The sequence below is a fragment of the Pseudomonas sp. JV245A genome, from assembly GCF_032424515.1.
Classification (GTDB): Bacteria; Pseudomonadota; Gammaproteobacteria; order Pseudomonadales; family Pseudomonadaceae; genus Aquipseudomonas; species Aquipseudomonas protegens.
Genome location: NZ_VYKE01000048.1, coordinates 25481 through 40263, shown reverse-complemented (window position 1 = coordinate 40263; position 14783 = coordinate 25481). Strand labels below are relative to the sequence as shown.

General features: G+C 63.6%; 14 protein-coding genes. 3 read left to right on the top strand and 11 right to left on the bottom strand.

The window, feature by feature from the left end:
* From F6S12_RS15475 to F6S12_RS15425, 11 genes are all read right to left on the bottom strand, one after another.
* A partial coding sequence (locus tag F6S12_RS15475; protein ID WP_315869052.1) for a hypothetical protein occupies nucleotides 1-788 on the bottom strand: 788 nt, incomplete at its 3' end.
* Entirely contained in the window at nucleotides 785-1519 is a 735-nt protein-coding gene (locus tag F6S12_RS15470) for a diiron oxygenase (protein WP_145711814.1), read from the bottom strand. The genes F6S12_RS15475 and F6S12_RS15470, both read right to left, overlap by 4 nt.
* Complete coding sequence (locus F6S12_RS15465) at nucleotides 1516-2538, bottom strand: hypothetical protein (RefSeq protein ID WP_183001450.1); 1023 nt, start codon at nucleotides 2536-2538, stop codon at nucleotides 1516-1518. Before F6S12_RS15465 ends, F6S12_RS15470 begins: the two co-directional genes overlap by 4 nt.
* Nucleotides 2539-2591: 53 nt before the next feature.
* Nucleotides 2592-3653, bottom strand: a complete 1062-nt coding sequence (locus F6S12_RS15460; RefSeq protein ID WP_315869051.1) for a glycosyltransferase family 2 protein — start codon at nucleotides 3651-3653, stop codon at nucleotides 2592-2594.
* A 232-nt stretch (nucleotides 3654-3885) separates the two neighbouring features.
* Nucleotides 3886-4890 carry an Ldh family oxidoreductase gene (locus tag F6S12_RS15455; RefSeq protein ID WP_072441391.1) on the bottom strand — a complete coding sequence of 335 codons (1005 nt, stop codon included), beginning with the start codon at nucleotides 4888-4890 and terminating at the stop codon, nucleotides 3886-3888.
* A 58-nt stretch (nucleotides 4891-4948) separates the two neighbouring features.
* Nucleotides 4949-5800, bottom strand: coding sequence for a substrate-binding periplasmic protein (locus tag F6S12_RS15450; protein ID WP_103407363.1), 852 nt, complete (start codon nucleotides 5798-5800; stop codon nucleotides 4949-4951).
* Between the two features lie 60 nt (nucleotides 5801-5860).
* A complete protein-coding gene (locus F6S12_RS15445) occupies nucleotides 5861-6523 on the bottom strand; it encodes an amino acid ABC transporter permease (protein ID WP_015636003.1) in 663 nt (220 codons plus the stop codon).
* Nucleotides 6520-7161: an amino acid ABC transporter permease gene (locus F6S12_RS15440; RefSeq protein ID WP_065364292.1), complete on the bottom strand. Its 642-nt coding sequence runs from the start codon at nucleotides 7159-7161 to the stop codon at nucleotides 6520-6522. Before F6S12_RS15440 ends, F6S12_RS15445 begins: the two co-directional genes overlap by 4 nt.
* The gene (locus F6S12_RS15435) at nucleotides 7161-7970 is read right to left on the bottom strand and encodes an amino acid ABC transporter ATP-binding protein (protein WP_125063049.1); all 810 of its coding nucleotides are present in this window, start codon (nucleotides 7968-7970) and stop codon (nucleotides 7161-7163) included. The genes F6S12_RS15440 and F6S12_RS15435 overlap by 1 nt, the downstream gene beginning before the upstream one ends.
* 57 nt (nucleotides 7971-8027) lie before the next feature.
* Entirely contained in the window at nucleotides 8028-9335 is a 1308-nt protein-coding gene (locus F6S12_RS15430) for a M24 family metallopeptidase (protein WP_011061831.1), read from the bottom strand.
* 133 nt (nucleotides 9336-9468) lie between these two features.
* Nucleotides 9469-11505, bottom strand: a complete 2037-nt coding sequence (locus F6S12_RS15425; RefSeq protein ID WP_258717777.1) for an NADH:flavin oxidoreductase — start codon at nucleotides 11503-11505, stop codon at nucleotides 9469-9471.
* Between the two features lie 126 nt (nucleotides 11506-11631).
* Between F6S12_RS15425 and F6S12_RS15420 the strand changes: the two genes are divergently transcribed.
* The 3 genes from F6S12_RS15420 to F6S12_RS15410 all read left to right on the top strand — a co-directional run bounded on the left by F6S12_RS15420 (nucleotide 11632) and on the right by F6S12_RS15410 (nucleotide 14707).
* Nucleotides 11632-12273: a TetR/AcrR family transcriptional regulator gene (locus F6S12_RS15420; protein WP_011061833.1), complete on the top strand. Its 642-nt coding sequence runs from the start codon at nucleotides 11632-11634 to the stop codon at nucleotides 12271-12273.
* A 347-nt stretch (nucleotides 12274-12620) separates the two neighbouring features.
* Nucleotides 12621-13430 (top strand): amidohydrolase family protein, encoded by an 810-nt coding sequence (locus tag F6S12_RS15415; protein ID WP_225368690.1) that lies wholly within the window; start codon nucleotides 12621-12623, stop codon nucleotides 13428-13430.
* A 47-nt stretch (nucleotides 13431-13477) separates the two neighbouring features.
* Entirely contained in the window at nucleotides 13478-14707 is a 1230-nt protein-coding gene (locus F6S12_RS15410; RefSeq protein ID WP_011061835.1) for an MFS transporter, read from the top strand.
* Nucleotides 14708-14783: the final 76 nt, after the last annotated feature.

Below are 14783 nucleotides of genomic sequence, written 5' to 3'. Positions count from 1 at the left end.
CGGGCAGCGCGGCTGGCCCAGAGCGGATCGACCTGCAGCCAGCCGCTGCGCCCGGCATAACCCTCGCCCACGCGGTGAGCGTCCAGGCCCGCATCCTCCAGGCCACGGCTCAAGGCATCGGCCAGGTCGGGCTCACGAAAATGCGGGTTGAGGTACACCGCGGCGCCCACGGCGGCCTGTTCCGGCAAGGCTTCGGCCAGGGCCACCGGGGTCGGCAGGCGATACAGTGCCGGGGCCTGGGTATCGTCGACTTCATAGGCGAAATCGTGCTCGATGCGCGCCCGCGCCGTATCGATCTGGCGCCCGACAATCCAGCCGAACAGGCGCCCGAACTGGCGCGGCCACATGCCGGCAAAGTTGTTCAGCAGCGCCACCTTGAGGCTGGCCCCGTACACGTGCACCACCTGGCGCCGCCAGCCCGGGAGCATGCCCATGTAGAGCAGCGCCGGGTGGAAGGAATCGTTGATCACCAGGTCCACGCCGCGCAGCCGGCGCCGCAGTTGGAGGATGTCCCGCAGCATACGCCCGGGGCGAAACAGGTAGTGGGCGACATTGCGGTTGGTGGCCTGGCGCAGCATGTTCTGCTGGCTGTCGAACTGCACCGCGTAATGCAGCGAGAGAATCTGCGCCGCAATGCCGAAGCGCTGCAGGAAGTCCTGCCCCTGCTGCGAGGTGGTCAGCACCTCGACCTCGGCCCCGGCCGCACGCAAGGCATGTACCAGCAGTTGGGCACGCATCAGGTGCCCGCGGGCATCGGCGGTCGCCAGGTAAAGAATCCGTGCACTCATCGCCCCACTCGGCCCCGGCCACCGAGCAGCCAGCCGGCACCATACATCGCCAGGGCACCGGTCACGCCAAAGCTCGCATCGACGCGGCGAATGTCCTTGAGCAGGCGCGCCAGATGGCCCGCCTCATGGGGCGCCACGATGCGCCGCAGGGTGTTCTCGCACAAGCGCACGTGGGCTTTCTCGTCGGCCAGCACCCGCGCCAGCAACGGATACAAGCCATGCCCGGCATCCAGCACCGCACAATGGCGGGTCAATACCCGCTCGGCCATCTGCTCGGCACACAGCCCGGTGGCGTAGGCCGGCACCAGCAGGCCCTGTTCGAAATGCCCCGCATAACGACGGGCCAGGCGCTGCCAGCGCTGGATCTTGCGCCGGCTCAGCCAGTCCGGCTCCAGGCGGGCTTGAGCGTCGTCGCCCCGCTCGCGCAGGGCCTCGGCAAACAGGGTCACGTGGCGCTGCTCATCGGCCAGGTGCTGTGCTACCTGCCGTTCGAGCCAGGGTGGCGACTGCGGCAACAACTCATCGAGCAACGCACGCTCGGTGGCGTCTTCACCGGCCAGGTACATGCGCAACAGCAGGCGTTCGCCTCGCGGGCTGCGGTGCAGGCGCAACAAGGCGGCGCGCTTGATACGGTCCACCAGCCTCGCCTGCAGCGCCCCAAGTCCCTGGGGCCGGGGCATGCTCAGGCAGTCGAAGTTGGCCTCGCCGGCAACCGCTGGCCCCGCACTCATTGCACGGGCTGCGCGGCGCTGGCGGTGGCCGTCCTGGCCCCGTGCGAATGGCGCTGCCAGGCCAGGATCAGGCCGATAAAGCTGTCACGCATGAAGGCCATGCCGCTGGCCGCAGCGCCGGGAAAGCTCTCCTCCTGGCCGTTGTAGCGCAGGTAACCCTGGCCGTTGACCGCACCCAGCTCCAGGCTGTCGCCCTTGTTCAAGCCCCGCTGACGCACCTCCCTGAGCAACGGGCTGTCCTCCAGCGCAAAGACAAACAGCTGGCGCTGTACCACCCACAGCGGGATCTGCCCGCTCAGGGCCTGCAGGTCGAGGTTCCAGGTGCCCTGCTGCAGCACCTGCTCCAGCGTTTCGCTGCCCGGCTGCCTGGCACTGAAGCTGGCACGCATCAGCGACTTCGACACTCGGCCGACGCCCAGGCCGATGGTGATGTCGCCCGCTGTCGGGTGCTGCGCATCGCTGGGGCGCACCACCACGAAATAACTGGCCAGGCGCGCCGCGATCGACGGCTGGGCCAATACGTTGCGCGCCTGTTCGGGGCTGAACAGCACGCGCTCACGGGTGCCTTCACGGACGCTGATCTGATAGGGATCGAGGCTGATGTCACGGAACTTGCCACGCACCGGTGCGTGCACATAGGTATCGGATTTCCACACCTTGCCCGAACGGCGCAGCAGCACCTGCAGGCTCAGGGGTACACGCTGGCCGTCGCTGGCGATGCCGCTGCCGTGCAGCAGAATGTCGCCGATCACGGTCTTGCTGTCGTGGTTGCTGTCGGCGTCGATGACGATGGCATGGGTTTGCCGGTCGACACTGGCCCGCGCATCACTCACGTCCAGGGCGATGCGGTTGCAGTCGAGGTTGCTGGAGGCGAACGTGGCGCAGCCACTGTCCGAAGCGAAGTGGTACACCCCGCGACCGGCGAACTCGCTGGGAGCGGCCTGGGTCTGGCCACCGAGTGCCAGCAAGGCCAGGCACGCCAGGGAACGGCCGAATGAGGCAAGAGAAGGGTTCTGCATGGGGACTTCCTCTGGGCACGCGAACGGCGTGCGACGATACGGCGCGACGCGGATCAATCCAGGTTGCGGTGGTAGGACAACGCTTCACTGTGCCGGGCACTGGAGCGGCCGATGGACAGCCCGCAGCCACGCACCACGGCGCCGGCAGTGTCGAGCAACGAGATGGCAGTGACCATGGCCATGGCCCCCAGGCGCCGGGCTCCGTGCAGGGGCGGCAGGTCCTGGTGGTTGAGGGCCCGCAGGCTGTAGCCCAGGCGCCCGACCATCACGCACAAAGGCCCCAGCGGCCCACTGCGCCCGAGCCATTGCAGCCAGCCCGGCATGTAGGCGCGCACCAGGTACGGGGTCAGGCCGACGCTGTCGCCGCCCCTGAGCCAGCGCAACTTGAACACCTCGCCCTGGCTGTCGGGCAGCCGGTGCTCGGTATGCGCCGCCGGCGCATAGGCCACCGCCACCCCCGCCGCTTGCAGGCGCAGGCCCATGACCTGGCAATGGGCACGATAGATGCCATCCAGGGGCTCGTAGCGATACTGCTCGAAGGTGGCACAGCGAAAAGCCACGTTGTTGGCGTAGAAGTTACGCGTGGCGCCGTGGCGCAAGGGGCTGGGGAAATACATGAAGTCGATGGCGGTCAGCGCACTGCCGGCGACGCTCGGCGCGTAGCTGGTGCGCCCGGCCACCGCCACGGGCGCCTCGGGTTGCACAAAGGGCAGCAGCAATTCTTCCAGCCAATGGGCATCGGGCAGGCAGTCGGCATCGGCGAATACCACGTACTGGCAGCGCACCTGGTCGACGCCATCGAAACCGACATTCTTGGCATCGTAGTAACCGGTGCCGGCATCGATCTCAATGAACTCCAGCGCACAGCCGGCCAGGCTGCACAGCGCCTGGCGCGCCTCAAGGTCGAGGCCGTCATGGGTGATGATCCATTGGGCAAAAGCCTGGGGCGCCAGACTTTGCAGGGCCAGCCGGGCAATCAGCCGCTGGAGGCTGCTCAAGGCTTCGCCTGCATTCTTGCCGCCGCGCAGATTGTTGGTTTCCAACACCAGTGCGGTCTGGGCAGCAATCCCTTGCAGGCGCGTGAACAGGTCATCGCCGGAAGGCAACTGCGACATCCTGGCTGTCGTTTCTTGGCTATCCATTTCGCAGTGTCTCTGAAAAAAGCAGGGCCGCCGGGGGGCGTGACGGGCGCAATCACAGCATTATTCCGGGGATTATTCAAACACCGGCTGCGCCGGTTGTGATGCCCCGCGCAATCGCTTCTGGCCACCCATGTCATCCGCCAGGTAAGCCGCTCCCTGGCATCGCTGCAACGATTGGGGCTCTGACGGCAGAACTCGCTCCCCCCTAGAAGCGCGCCGCCAGCTGCTGATACAGCGCCATAGGCAAGCTGATTCCTTCTATTTGCGCCCGGGCCCAGGCCTGCTGCTTGGCCTGCCCCGGAGGGTGAACCCCCAGGGTGGCCAGGCGCTGCATCTGCCGCGCCAGTCGAGCCTCGAACTGCTCGTCGAGCAGGTGCGGGGCGATGGCGATCACCAGCAGGCCCGATCCCGGCGATTGTGCGCCGCTTCGAAAATCGGGCGCATCCAGCGACCAGTTGCCCCGGGCGACACCGCCGGCGAGCACTTCGACCAGCAAGGCGATGTTGGCCCCGCGACTGCCGCCGAACGCCAGCAAGGCACCGTGCATGGCCTCCCGGGCACTCAGGGTGGCTGCGCCCTGGGCATCCACTGCCCAGCCTTCGGGGATCGCCTCCCCGGCCTCGGCCGCCTTGAGGAGGTTGACGAAGGCCGTGGCGCTGCTGGCCTGGTCGATCAGCAGCAGGCGCCCGTCGCCGCAGGGAGCGGCGAAGGCCAGGGGGTTGGTGGAATAAATCGGCTGGCGCTGGCCGGCCACGGTCAACAGCGCCGGGCCGTTGCAAAACGCCAATGCCACCAGGCCTTCGGCGGCCAGGCGCCGGGTGTAGTAGCCCAGCTCGCCACAGGTAAACCCGTTGTGCAGGGCAAACAGGCTGATTCCCAACTGCCGGGTGCTGTCACACACAGCGCCAAAGGCCTGATCGAACCCCAGTTGCGCAATGCCCGCGCGCGCATCGCAACGGATCATCGCCGGGGCTACCTGGGTGATCAGTGGCTTGGCCAAGCCCGCTATGCGCCCGCTGGCAAACCCGTGCAGGTAATCGGCCAGATGCTCGAAACCCACACTGGCCAGGCCATGACCCTGGGCCGATACCGTGGCCTCGGCCAGAGCCTGGGCCACTTCCTGGCTGCTGCCCGCCTGCAGGCAGCAGCGCTGGGCAAAATCCCTGGCCTCTGCCAGCGACAGACACTTGAACGCTGCACTCTCTTGCATCGATTGCTCCCTGACGCTGCTGCACAACCGCCCTGACCACCGGGCCCGGGGCTGCGGGTCATTCCACCAGGCGTGGCGCCCCCACGTTGGCGGCTTGTTTATCCAGGCCGAACGAGCCGAGTATCTCGGCAATTTCGCCAGAAGCATGCAAGGCCTGGATGTTTTCATTGAGCGCCTCACTCAGCGCCGTATTGGCCTTGGTGTGGGGAAAACTGGTCTGCCCCGGCTCCAGGGTAGCCTTAACCCGCGGGTCGGGCTCCGAGACCTTGATGCTCATGCCCCGGTAGGCACCCTTCTGCTGCGAAGCCACACCCACCGCAAAGCTGTCGATGCCCAGCGCAATCCGCTTGGCCGCCAGGTCCTGGGCCATGGCCACCGGGTTGGGGTAGAGCACCAGATTGTCGCCAAAGGCCTTTTTCAAGTCGTCGACCCACAGGTAACCCTGCACCGTGCCGATGCGCTGGCCTTCGAGCTCGGAAATTTTCGAATAGCCCTCGCTGGAAATGATCCCCATCACGTCCAGGTACAGCGGCGCGGTCAGACCCAGGACCTTGCTGCGCTCGGCGGTACGGTACCAGTCGCCGATGCCGACGTCGGCCCGCCGTGCGATCACCGACTGGACCACCGCCGCCGGGTCCACCACTGTCAGCTTGATATCCAGGCACTCCCTGGCAGCGATGCGCTTGATGATTTCACCATCGACCCCGCTCAACTGGTTGCCCGGCCCGGGAATCGAGTACGGCGGGAAGACCCAGGCCGCGACGCTCAACACCCCAGGAGTCAGGGTTTCAAACGAGTGGGCCGGCTTGCAGTCGGCCAGAGCCTGGGGGGCACCGAGCAGCACCGAACCTCCCACCAGGGAGGAACAAAGGAACGCCCAACGAACAATGCGTTTGAATGAACGGATCATGGCTTCACCTGTGCATGGGTTGCATTAAGAGAATGGCAGCCGAAAGACGGCTCGAGCAGGTCATGCGTGCTGGCTGGGGGCCAGTTTTTTCTCCAGCGCCGCCACACCCAGGGTCGCGGGCGCACACACAGCGGCATACATCAGGCCGGCCAGGGTCAGCACCGGCATGTACTCGAAGGTGGATGAACCGATGGCCGAGGCGCGGCTGACGATCTCCGGGAGCGCGATGGTGAAACACAACGACGCGGCCTGGAACATCATGATCGAGAACCCCAGCAACGACGGCAGAGCCACCCGCAACGCCTGGGGCAAGATGATGAAGCGCAGTGCATCGAAGCGGTTCAGGCCGATCACCTCGGCCGCCTCGTTCTGCCCCTGGGCCACCGCCTCGATGCCGCCACGGATGATCTCGCTGGTGTAGGCCGCAGTGCAGTAGGCCAGCGCCAGGGCTGCCGCCCAGAAAGAACTCAGGGTCAGGCCCGCCGAAGGCAGGCCGAAATAGAAGTACTGCAACAGGATCAACGCCGGCGCGCCACGCCCCAGCTCGACAATCAGCAACGAGGGGTAGCGCACTGCCCGGCGGGGCGCCGACACACCCAGCGCCAGCAACAACCCAAGGACCACCCCCAGTGCCAGGCTGGCGGCGGTGACCTGAATTGACAGCACAAAGCCCTTCCACAGCTCGGGAAACCAGGCCAGCCACATCGTCAGGATCTCGTTCATCGGGCAACCCTCTGCTTCAGGGTGGCCGACAGCCAGCGCGAGAACAGCGCCACCGGTACGCTGAGAATCAGGTAGACCAGCGCCGCCACGCTGTACACCTCCAGCCCTTGAAAGGTTTGCTGGGACATCTGGTACGCCTGGAAGCTGACGTCACCGACACCGATGGTCGAGGCCACGGCCGAGTCCTTGAGCAAGCCAATGGCATAGGTGGCCGAGGTGGGAATGGCGATGCGCACCAGTTGCGGCAGCATCACATCGAAAAAGCGCTGGGGCGCCGACAGATTGAGCACCTGCGCCGCCTCGTACTGCCCCTGGGGGATCGCCGCAAAGGCACCGCGATATACCTCCGACATATGCGCCGCGGTGATCAGCCCCAGGCCCAGCACCGCGGCAGCGAACGGCGACAAGGCGATGTAGCCGCCTCCGATGCCGAAGAAGATGAAGAACAGCCAGACGATGGGCGGTATCGAACGCAGGGTCAGCACCAGCATCGCCGCCAGCCAGCGACACAGCTTCAGGTTCGACAGACGCAGGGCACAGAGTGGAAAGCCCAGCACCACGCCGATGCAGAAAGCGCCCAGGGTCACGCTCAGGGTCCAGGGCACGCCGCGCAACAGGACCAGCAGAATATCCGCCATCAGCGATTCCTCACGGCCTGGAGAAACTGCGCCACCCGCGCGTGCTGCGGCTCGCGCATCACCTGGGCACTGGGCCCCTGCTCGATGATCCGCCCTTCGGCCATCACCACCACCCGGTCGGACACCGTCTCGGCAAAGTGCATCTCGTGGGTCACCACCAGCATCGACATGCCCTCGCGCGCCAGCTCCTTCATCACTGCCAGCACTTCCAGGCCCAGCTCGGGGTCCAGGGCCGAGGTCGGCTCATCGAACAGCATCAGCTCCGGATCCAGTGCCAGGGCCCGGGCGATGGCGATGCGTTGCTGCTGGCCGCCGGAGCAACGCGCCGGATAGGCGTTGGCCTTGTCCGCGAGCCCTACCCGGTCCAGCAACTGCAAAGAGCGGGCGTCAGCTTCCTCGGCGCTGCGGCCGAGGGTGCGGACCTGCGCCAGGCTGACGTTGCGCAGCACCGTAAGGTGCGGAAACAGGTTGAACGACTGGAACACCATGCCGATGCGCCGGCGCAGATTGAGCAGCTCGCTCCGGGGCAGCGGGTGCCCGGCTTCGATAGCCACCCCGCCCATGCTGACCCGCCCCCGGGTCGCGGGCTCCAGTTGGTTGATGCAACGCAGCAAGGTGCTTTTACCCGAGCCGCTGGGGCCGATGATCGCCACCACCTCACCCTTGGCCATCTCGAAACACACGTCGTGCAATACGGGGTAAGGCCCGAATTGCTTATGGATCGCCTCCAGTCGCAGGAAAGGTTCGGCGCTGGGTACCGGGGGCGGTGCCAGGGGGCTGGCGTTTTCGATCACGGTCATGCTGCTCATTGTTTTTCTCCGGACAGGGTAGACGCCGTGCCTGCAAGAATCAGGCAACAACCACTGCTATCGATCGCCGTCGACTAACGGGGTACGGGAAAGCTTGACCGCTCCAGCAGCGGTAATCAGCACCTGCTCTTCGAGCTTCACGCCTTCATGGCCGCCCCGCTCGCCGATGTAGCTCTCCACCGAGAGCACCATGTTTTCCTCGAAGTGGCCGTCATAGCCCCACTCGGCAAAGTCCACCGCGTAGGCCACGCTGGGGTACTCATCGACCAGGCCCACACCGTGCAGCATCATCATGTAGCGGTTGTGCTCGAACTGCCTGGGCACCGGCCAGCAGCCCTCGGCGAACTCGCGAAACGACAGCCCCGGGCGCAGCAGGTCGAGATTGAAACTGATTTGCTGCGAGGCGATGTCCAGCAGGTCGCGCTGGGCCGCCGTCGGCGCCTTGCCGGGGCAGATGAAGCTGCGGGAGATGTCCGAGAGATAACCGCCCGGGCCCACCATGTCGGTGTCGAAACAGACCATCTCCCCGGCCGCGATGAGCTTGTCCGAGGCGTCCTGGAACCAGGGGTTGGTGCGCGGCCCGGAGTTCAGCAAGCGGCTCTCGGCCCACTCCCCGCCCTGGGCCACGTTGGTCCCGTGCATGATGCTCCACAGCTGGTTTTCGGTGATGCCCGGCACCAGGCTGGCGCGCATGCGGGCAATCGCCAGGTCACACACATCCATCGACACCCGGTGGCTGGCAATCTCCTGCACCGACTTGATCAGCCGCGCCTGCTCCATCAGCGGCTGGGCATCGAACAGCTGGATGCCCCTGGCCTTGAGCTTTTCCGCGCCCCAGGGGTCGCAGCGGTCCACTGCCAAGCGACGATTGCCGGCGCCATGCCGGGTCAGCAGGTCGGCCACCTCCAGGGCCCAGCGTTCGGCCTTCTCCTCGACCCGTGGGCCGGCCAGGAAATACAGCCAGGGGATCGCCGGGCGAATTTCATCGATGGTCTCGATGTGCTCACTGTTGTGCCGGCTGCTGTCGAACTCGAACAGCACCACCGGGCCATCGGTGGCCACGAATACGTAACGGCTAGGGGAATGCATCACCCACAGGCCGAGGTTATTGGTATCGGTGGCGTAGCGGATATTGATCGGGTCGGCCAGCAGCACGCCGGCGTAATCCTGCTTGCGCAGTTGCTGGCGAATGCGCTCCAGGCGGTACTGGCGCAGCGCCGGCCGGTCGATCGCGGCATAGGCCGCCAGCAGGCCGTGGTCCACCGGGGCCAGGGCATGGCCGGTGACGCTGGCATCACTGCGATAGTGCAGAGGGCTTGGGGGAACGACATTGAGCAGCTCGGTGAAATCGGTATCCGTGTGCATGCAACAACCTCCGCTGGGAAGAGTTTGAGGTTTATCAAAACCAGTCAGACCAACGTTCGGGGCAGTGACTTGACGCTAGGGAAACGGATGACGGCTGTCTTTCTTATTGTGCAAAACAGGGCGCAAGCAGTGGCTAGAGGTCCTTGACCAGGCGCAGTGCGTCGTAAATGGCCGCGTGGGTATTGCGCGATGACACCGCATCGCCGATCCGGAACAACTGGAAACGCCCCTGAGGGTTGGTCACCAGGTTTTGCGCGGTGCCGGCAATCAGGTCCTTGTACTCCACGGCGCCTTCGTTGGTGGCCATGGGCTGCAGTTCGAAATACAGCTCGTCCAGGGGCCGGGTGCCGTGGTTGACCACGATCTGGTCCACCTGTCGGGTTTTCTCCAGGTCGCTGTAGTCGGTGCCGATGGTCGCCAGCAACTGCTCGCCCTGGCGCTCCACGGCCTTGAGCCGGTAAGTGACGGTAAAGGTGGTGTCCAACTGCTGCAGCGAGCGCATGTAAGGCACCAGGTTCATGCCCATCACCTCCGGCGCGAACGAGCGGTCGGGGGTCATGATCTCGGTCCTGGCGCCGCTGCGGGCGATGAACTCGGCAGCCTGCAAACCTGCGTGATCGCCGGCATCGTCGTACACCAGCACATTGCGCCCAGGCTTCACGTCGCCGGAGATGATGTCCCAGCTCGACACCAGCCACTGGTTGCCGCTGTGCAGGACTTCGGTATGGGGCAAGCCGCCGGTGGCGACGATCACCACGTCGGGGTTTTCATCGAGGACCATCGCCGCATCGGCCCAGGTGTTGAAACGAAACTTCACCCCCAGGCGCTCGCACTGCGCCATGCGCCAATCGATGATGCTGATCATCTCCTTGCGCCGCTCGGACTGCGCGGTCAGGCGCACCTGCCCGCCGGGCTGGTCGGCCACTTCCAGCACCAGCACTTCATGCCCGCGCTCGCCGGCGACCCGCGCCGCCTCCAGGCCACCGGGGCCGGCGCCGATGATCAGGACCTTGCGCGGGTGCGCGGCCTTGGGCACCTCGTGGGGCATGCTGGTTTCGCGGCCAGTGGCGGCATTGTGAATGCAGTAGGCGGCGCCGGCGTTGTAGATCCGGTCCAGGCAATAATTGGCGCCGACACAGGGGCGGATTTCATCTTCACGGTTCTCGATGATCTTGCGCACGATGTGCGGGTCGGTCATGTGCGCACGGGTCATGCCCACCATGTCCACCAGGCCCGAGGCAATAGCGTGGCGGGCGGTGGCGACATCGGGGATCTTCGCCGCATGGAAGGTGGGGAAACCGGTCAGGGCACGAATCTCCCCGGCAAAGTCCAGGTGCGGTGCATTGCGCATGCCCTGGATCGGGATGATGTCGGTCAACCCGGCATCGGTGGCGATATTGCCGCGAATCACGTTGAGAAAATCGACCATGCCGCTGTCTTTCAACAGCTGCGAGATGTGCAGCCCCTCCTCTTTCTCAAGGCCGCCGGCCAGCACCTCATCGCCGGTGTAGCGGATGCCGACGATAAACTCCGGGCCCACCCGCTGGCGAATCGCACTCAGCACCTCGAAGGTAAACCGCAGGCGGTTGTGCAATGAACCGCCGTAGGCGCCCTCCAGCTCGTTGGTCAATGGCGACCAGAACTGGTCCATCAGGTGGCCGTAGGCCTGCAGTTCGATACCATCCAGGCCGGCGGCCTGCATGCGTTCGGCGGCGTCGGCGTAATCGCGGATGATGCGTTCGATATCCCAGATTTCCAGCTTCTTGGGAAAGGCTCGGTGTGCCGGCTCCTGATTGTGCGAAGGCGACACCACCGGCAGCCAATCGCCCTTGTCCCAGCGGGTGCGGCGCCCCAGGTGGGTGAGCTGGATCATCACCGCCGCGCCATGCTCATGGCATTCGTCGGTGAGGTCCTTCATCCAGCCGACCACTTCGTCCTTGTACGCCAGGATGTTGTTGAACACCGGAGGGCTATCGCGGGAGATCGCCGCCGAGCCTGCAGTCATGGTCATGGCCACGCCGGCCTTGGCACGCTCGACGTGGTAGGCCCGGTACAATTTCTTCGGCATGCCCTCTTCGGGGTACGCCGGCTCGTGGGAGGTGGTGATAATGCGGTTGCGAAGTGTCAGGTGCTTGAGGCGATAGGGCTGAAGAAGCGGATCGTTATTCATATCGGTCTCGCATACTGGTCATCAGGCAAGGCAGACGATAGACCTCAATGTACACAAGTGTCAATGATGCTGACAGTGGTGTACATTCGCCCCGTCAAGGTTAAACGGACAAGGAAAAAATGCCCCATGAAAGCAACCAGCAACAATGTGGAAGCTGCCGGCCGCGGCTCTCTGGAAAGCTGGCTCAACGCGGCCTATGAGAGCCTCAAGGAATCGGGAGTGGATGCGGTGCGGGTGATGCCGCTGGCCAAGAAACTCAACCTGTCGCGCACCAGTTTCTACTGGTATTTCCAGGACCGCGAAGCCCTGCTCGAAGCCCTGGTTAATCTGTGGAAGAACAAGAACACCTTGAGCCTGGTGTCACAGTCCGAGGCCTATGCCGAATCCATCACCGAGGCGATTCTCAACGTCTTCGACTGCTGGCTGAACAGCGAACTGTTCGATTCACAGTTCGAGTTCGCCATGCGCAGCTGGGCCCTGCAATCCCCCGAAGTGGCGCACGAGATCCGCCAGGCCGATGCACAGCGGGTGCAGGCCCTGGCACAGATGTTCGACCGTTTCGGTTTCGCCCATGACGCCGCCGTCACCCGCGCGCGCTCGATCTACCTGACCCAGATCGGCTACATCAGCATGAACACCCAGGAACCGATGGCGCAGCGCATGCGCTACATCCCCGAGTACTTGAAGATCTTCACCGGCGTGGAGCCCCTGCCCCGGGAGCTGGACCGGTTCTTCCAGCGCAACGGTTTTTCAGCGGCCGAGCTTTAGAACTGAGGCGGGCCGCCGCTTGGCCCGCCGGCGTTGCTCAATACCCTGTTCAGCCTGGGCCGGTTCGGCTGGGGCTGAACAATCTCGACCAGGCATCCCGATAACGCCCACCAACCCCGTGTAAAAAACCACGCCTGCACGCATTGACAAGGCAGAGGCAAAAACTCAACATGCCAGCACTTGTAGGACAACCAACAACCAACAACTAACAAGTGCCGCTTTTCAACCGTGATGACGCGCGAAAGGCTGTCGAGGGGATGAAATCCATGTCTCACTTGCGACCCGCCACCGACTCGCCGCCTTTGTGCGCGCCCCCTGGAGCAGAGGTCCGGGCCCCGAGCTTCGTAATGCCGGCCGGGGCATGCGACACCCATGCACACGTAATCTCCGGCGATCTTGAACGCTATCCACTGGTACCCGACCGTAGCTACACCCCGCCTCCGGCACCTGAGGCGCTGTATCTGGAGGTGTTGCGGGCGATGGGGATGCAGCGAGGGGTTTTGGTGCAGCCGAGCGTCTATGGCACCGATAACCGGTACATGCTCGAAGTGTTGCAACGTCATCAGGACCAACTGAGAGGGGTCGCGGTAGTAGACGAACACGTTGGCGACGACGAACTGGCGCATATGCATGCCTTGGGTGTGCGTGGTGTTCGCATCAACGTTCTGTTTCGAGGCGGAGTGAATCTGGACTTGATGGAGCACCTTGCCCATCGAATTGCCGACCTTGGCTGGCATATGCAGTTTCTGATTGATGTTCGGCTTCTAAGTGAGATTGAGGCTCGGATGGCCAAGTTGCCTTGCGCTGTCGTGATTGATCACTTCGGGCACTTCCCGGCCCATCTGGGCATTAAGGAAGCGGGGTTTGAGTTGCTGCTGAGGAACGTGGCGGAGCACGGTTGGTGGGTCAAGTTGTCGGGCGCTTACCGCCTGAGTGATCAGCGTCCGGACTATGCCGATACAGATGCGCTCGCCCATGCCTTGCTGGCCGTTGCCCCGGAACGAATGGTGTGGGGCAGCGACTGGCCTCACGTAGCACTCGAAAGTACGCCCGACACAAGTTCATTGCTGGATCGCTTGCTTTCATGGGCGCCCAGCGAACGCCAACGACAGAGCATTCTGGTTGATAACCCTGGCGCCCTGTACGACTTCAAATAACAAAAACAATAACCAAGCAGAACTGCGGTGCTGCCCGGAGAATAATAATGAGTTGGTTTAGCGAACTTAATACCGTTGAAAAACGCACCTTCTATTCCGCATTTGGTGGCTGGGCCTTGGACGCCCTGGATTTCATGGTGTTCACCTTTGTCATCGCCTCGCTGATGACCCTTTGGCACATTGACAAGGGTTCAGTGGGGCTACTGAGTACCGTGACGTTACTTTTCTCGTCCATTGGCGGATGGGGAGCGGGCATTCTGGCAGACCGATACGGTCGTGTGCGGTTGCTGCAGATCAGTATTCTGTGGTTCTCGATCTGCACCGTATTGATCGGCTTTGCGCAAAACTTCGAACAGTTATTTGTCCTTCGGGCACTGCAGGGGCTCGGGTTCGGAGGTGAGTGGGCCGTGGGATCGGTACTGATCGGCGAAATGGTTCGAGCGCAACATCGCGGCAAAGCCGTGGGTATCGTGCAAAGCGGATGGGCCATTGGCTGGGGCGCCGCCGCACTGCTCTACACACTGTCTTTCAGCTTGCTTCCCGAAGATATTGCCTGGCGTTCGCTGTTTTGGATCGGCATCGTTCCGGCACTTCTGGTCCTCTACATTCGTAAATATGTACCAGAGCCCGAGGTATTCCTGCGGACTAAAAAGCACCAGAGCGAAACAGGCAACTCGGTTCCTTTCTGGCACATTTTCTCACCCTCGCTCCTGCGCACCACGCTGCTATCCGCCCTGCTCTGCATGGGCGTTCAAGGTGGCTACTACGCAATCACCACGTGGTTGCCAGCCTATCTGAAACTGGAAAAGGGCCTGTCGGTCTTTGGCACCGGTAGCTATCTGATGGTGGTCATCATCGGTTCATTCTTTGGCTATGTCTGCGGCGCCTTCCTGTCTGACCGCCTGGGGCGGCGCCCCAACTTCATCATCTTCGCCGTTCTGTCGGCCATCAGTGTGGTCTGCTACATGCAACTGAACTTGACCAACACTCAAATGCTGTTTCTCGGCTTTCCACTGGGCTTCGCAGCTTCAGGTATCTACAGCGGCATGGGCGCCTTTTTGACTGAGCTTTATCCTTCAGCAGTGAGGGCCAATGGCCAGGCATTCTCCTATAACTTTGGGCGAGCGGTAGGCGCTCTGTTTCCCGGACTCGTAGGCTTTATAAGCGCCAAATACAGCCTCGGCACCGCCATCGCGATCTTCGCGGGAGGAGCCTACTGCCTTGTCCTGGTGGTGACCTTCTTCCTCCCGGAAACCAAGGGCAAGCAATTACACTGAGCCAGCCATCATTTGTTAGAGTAACGCCCACGCAATGTTCGTTACGTGGGCGTTTGACGTTTCAAGCTTTTGAAAC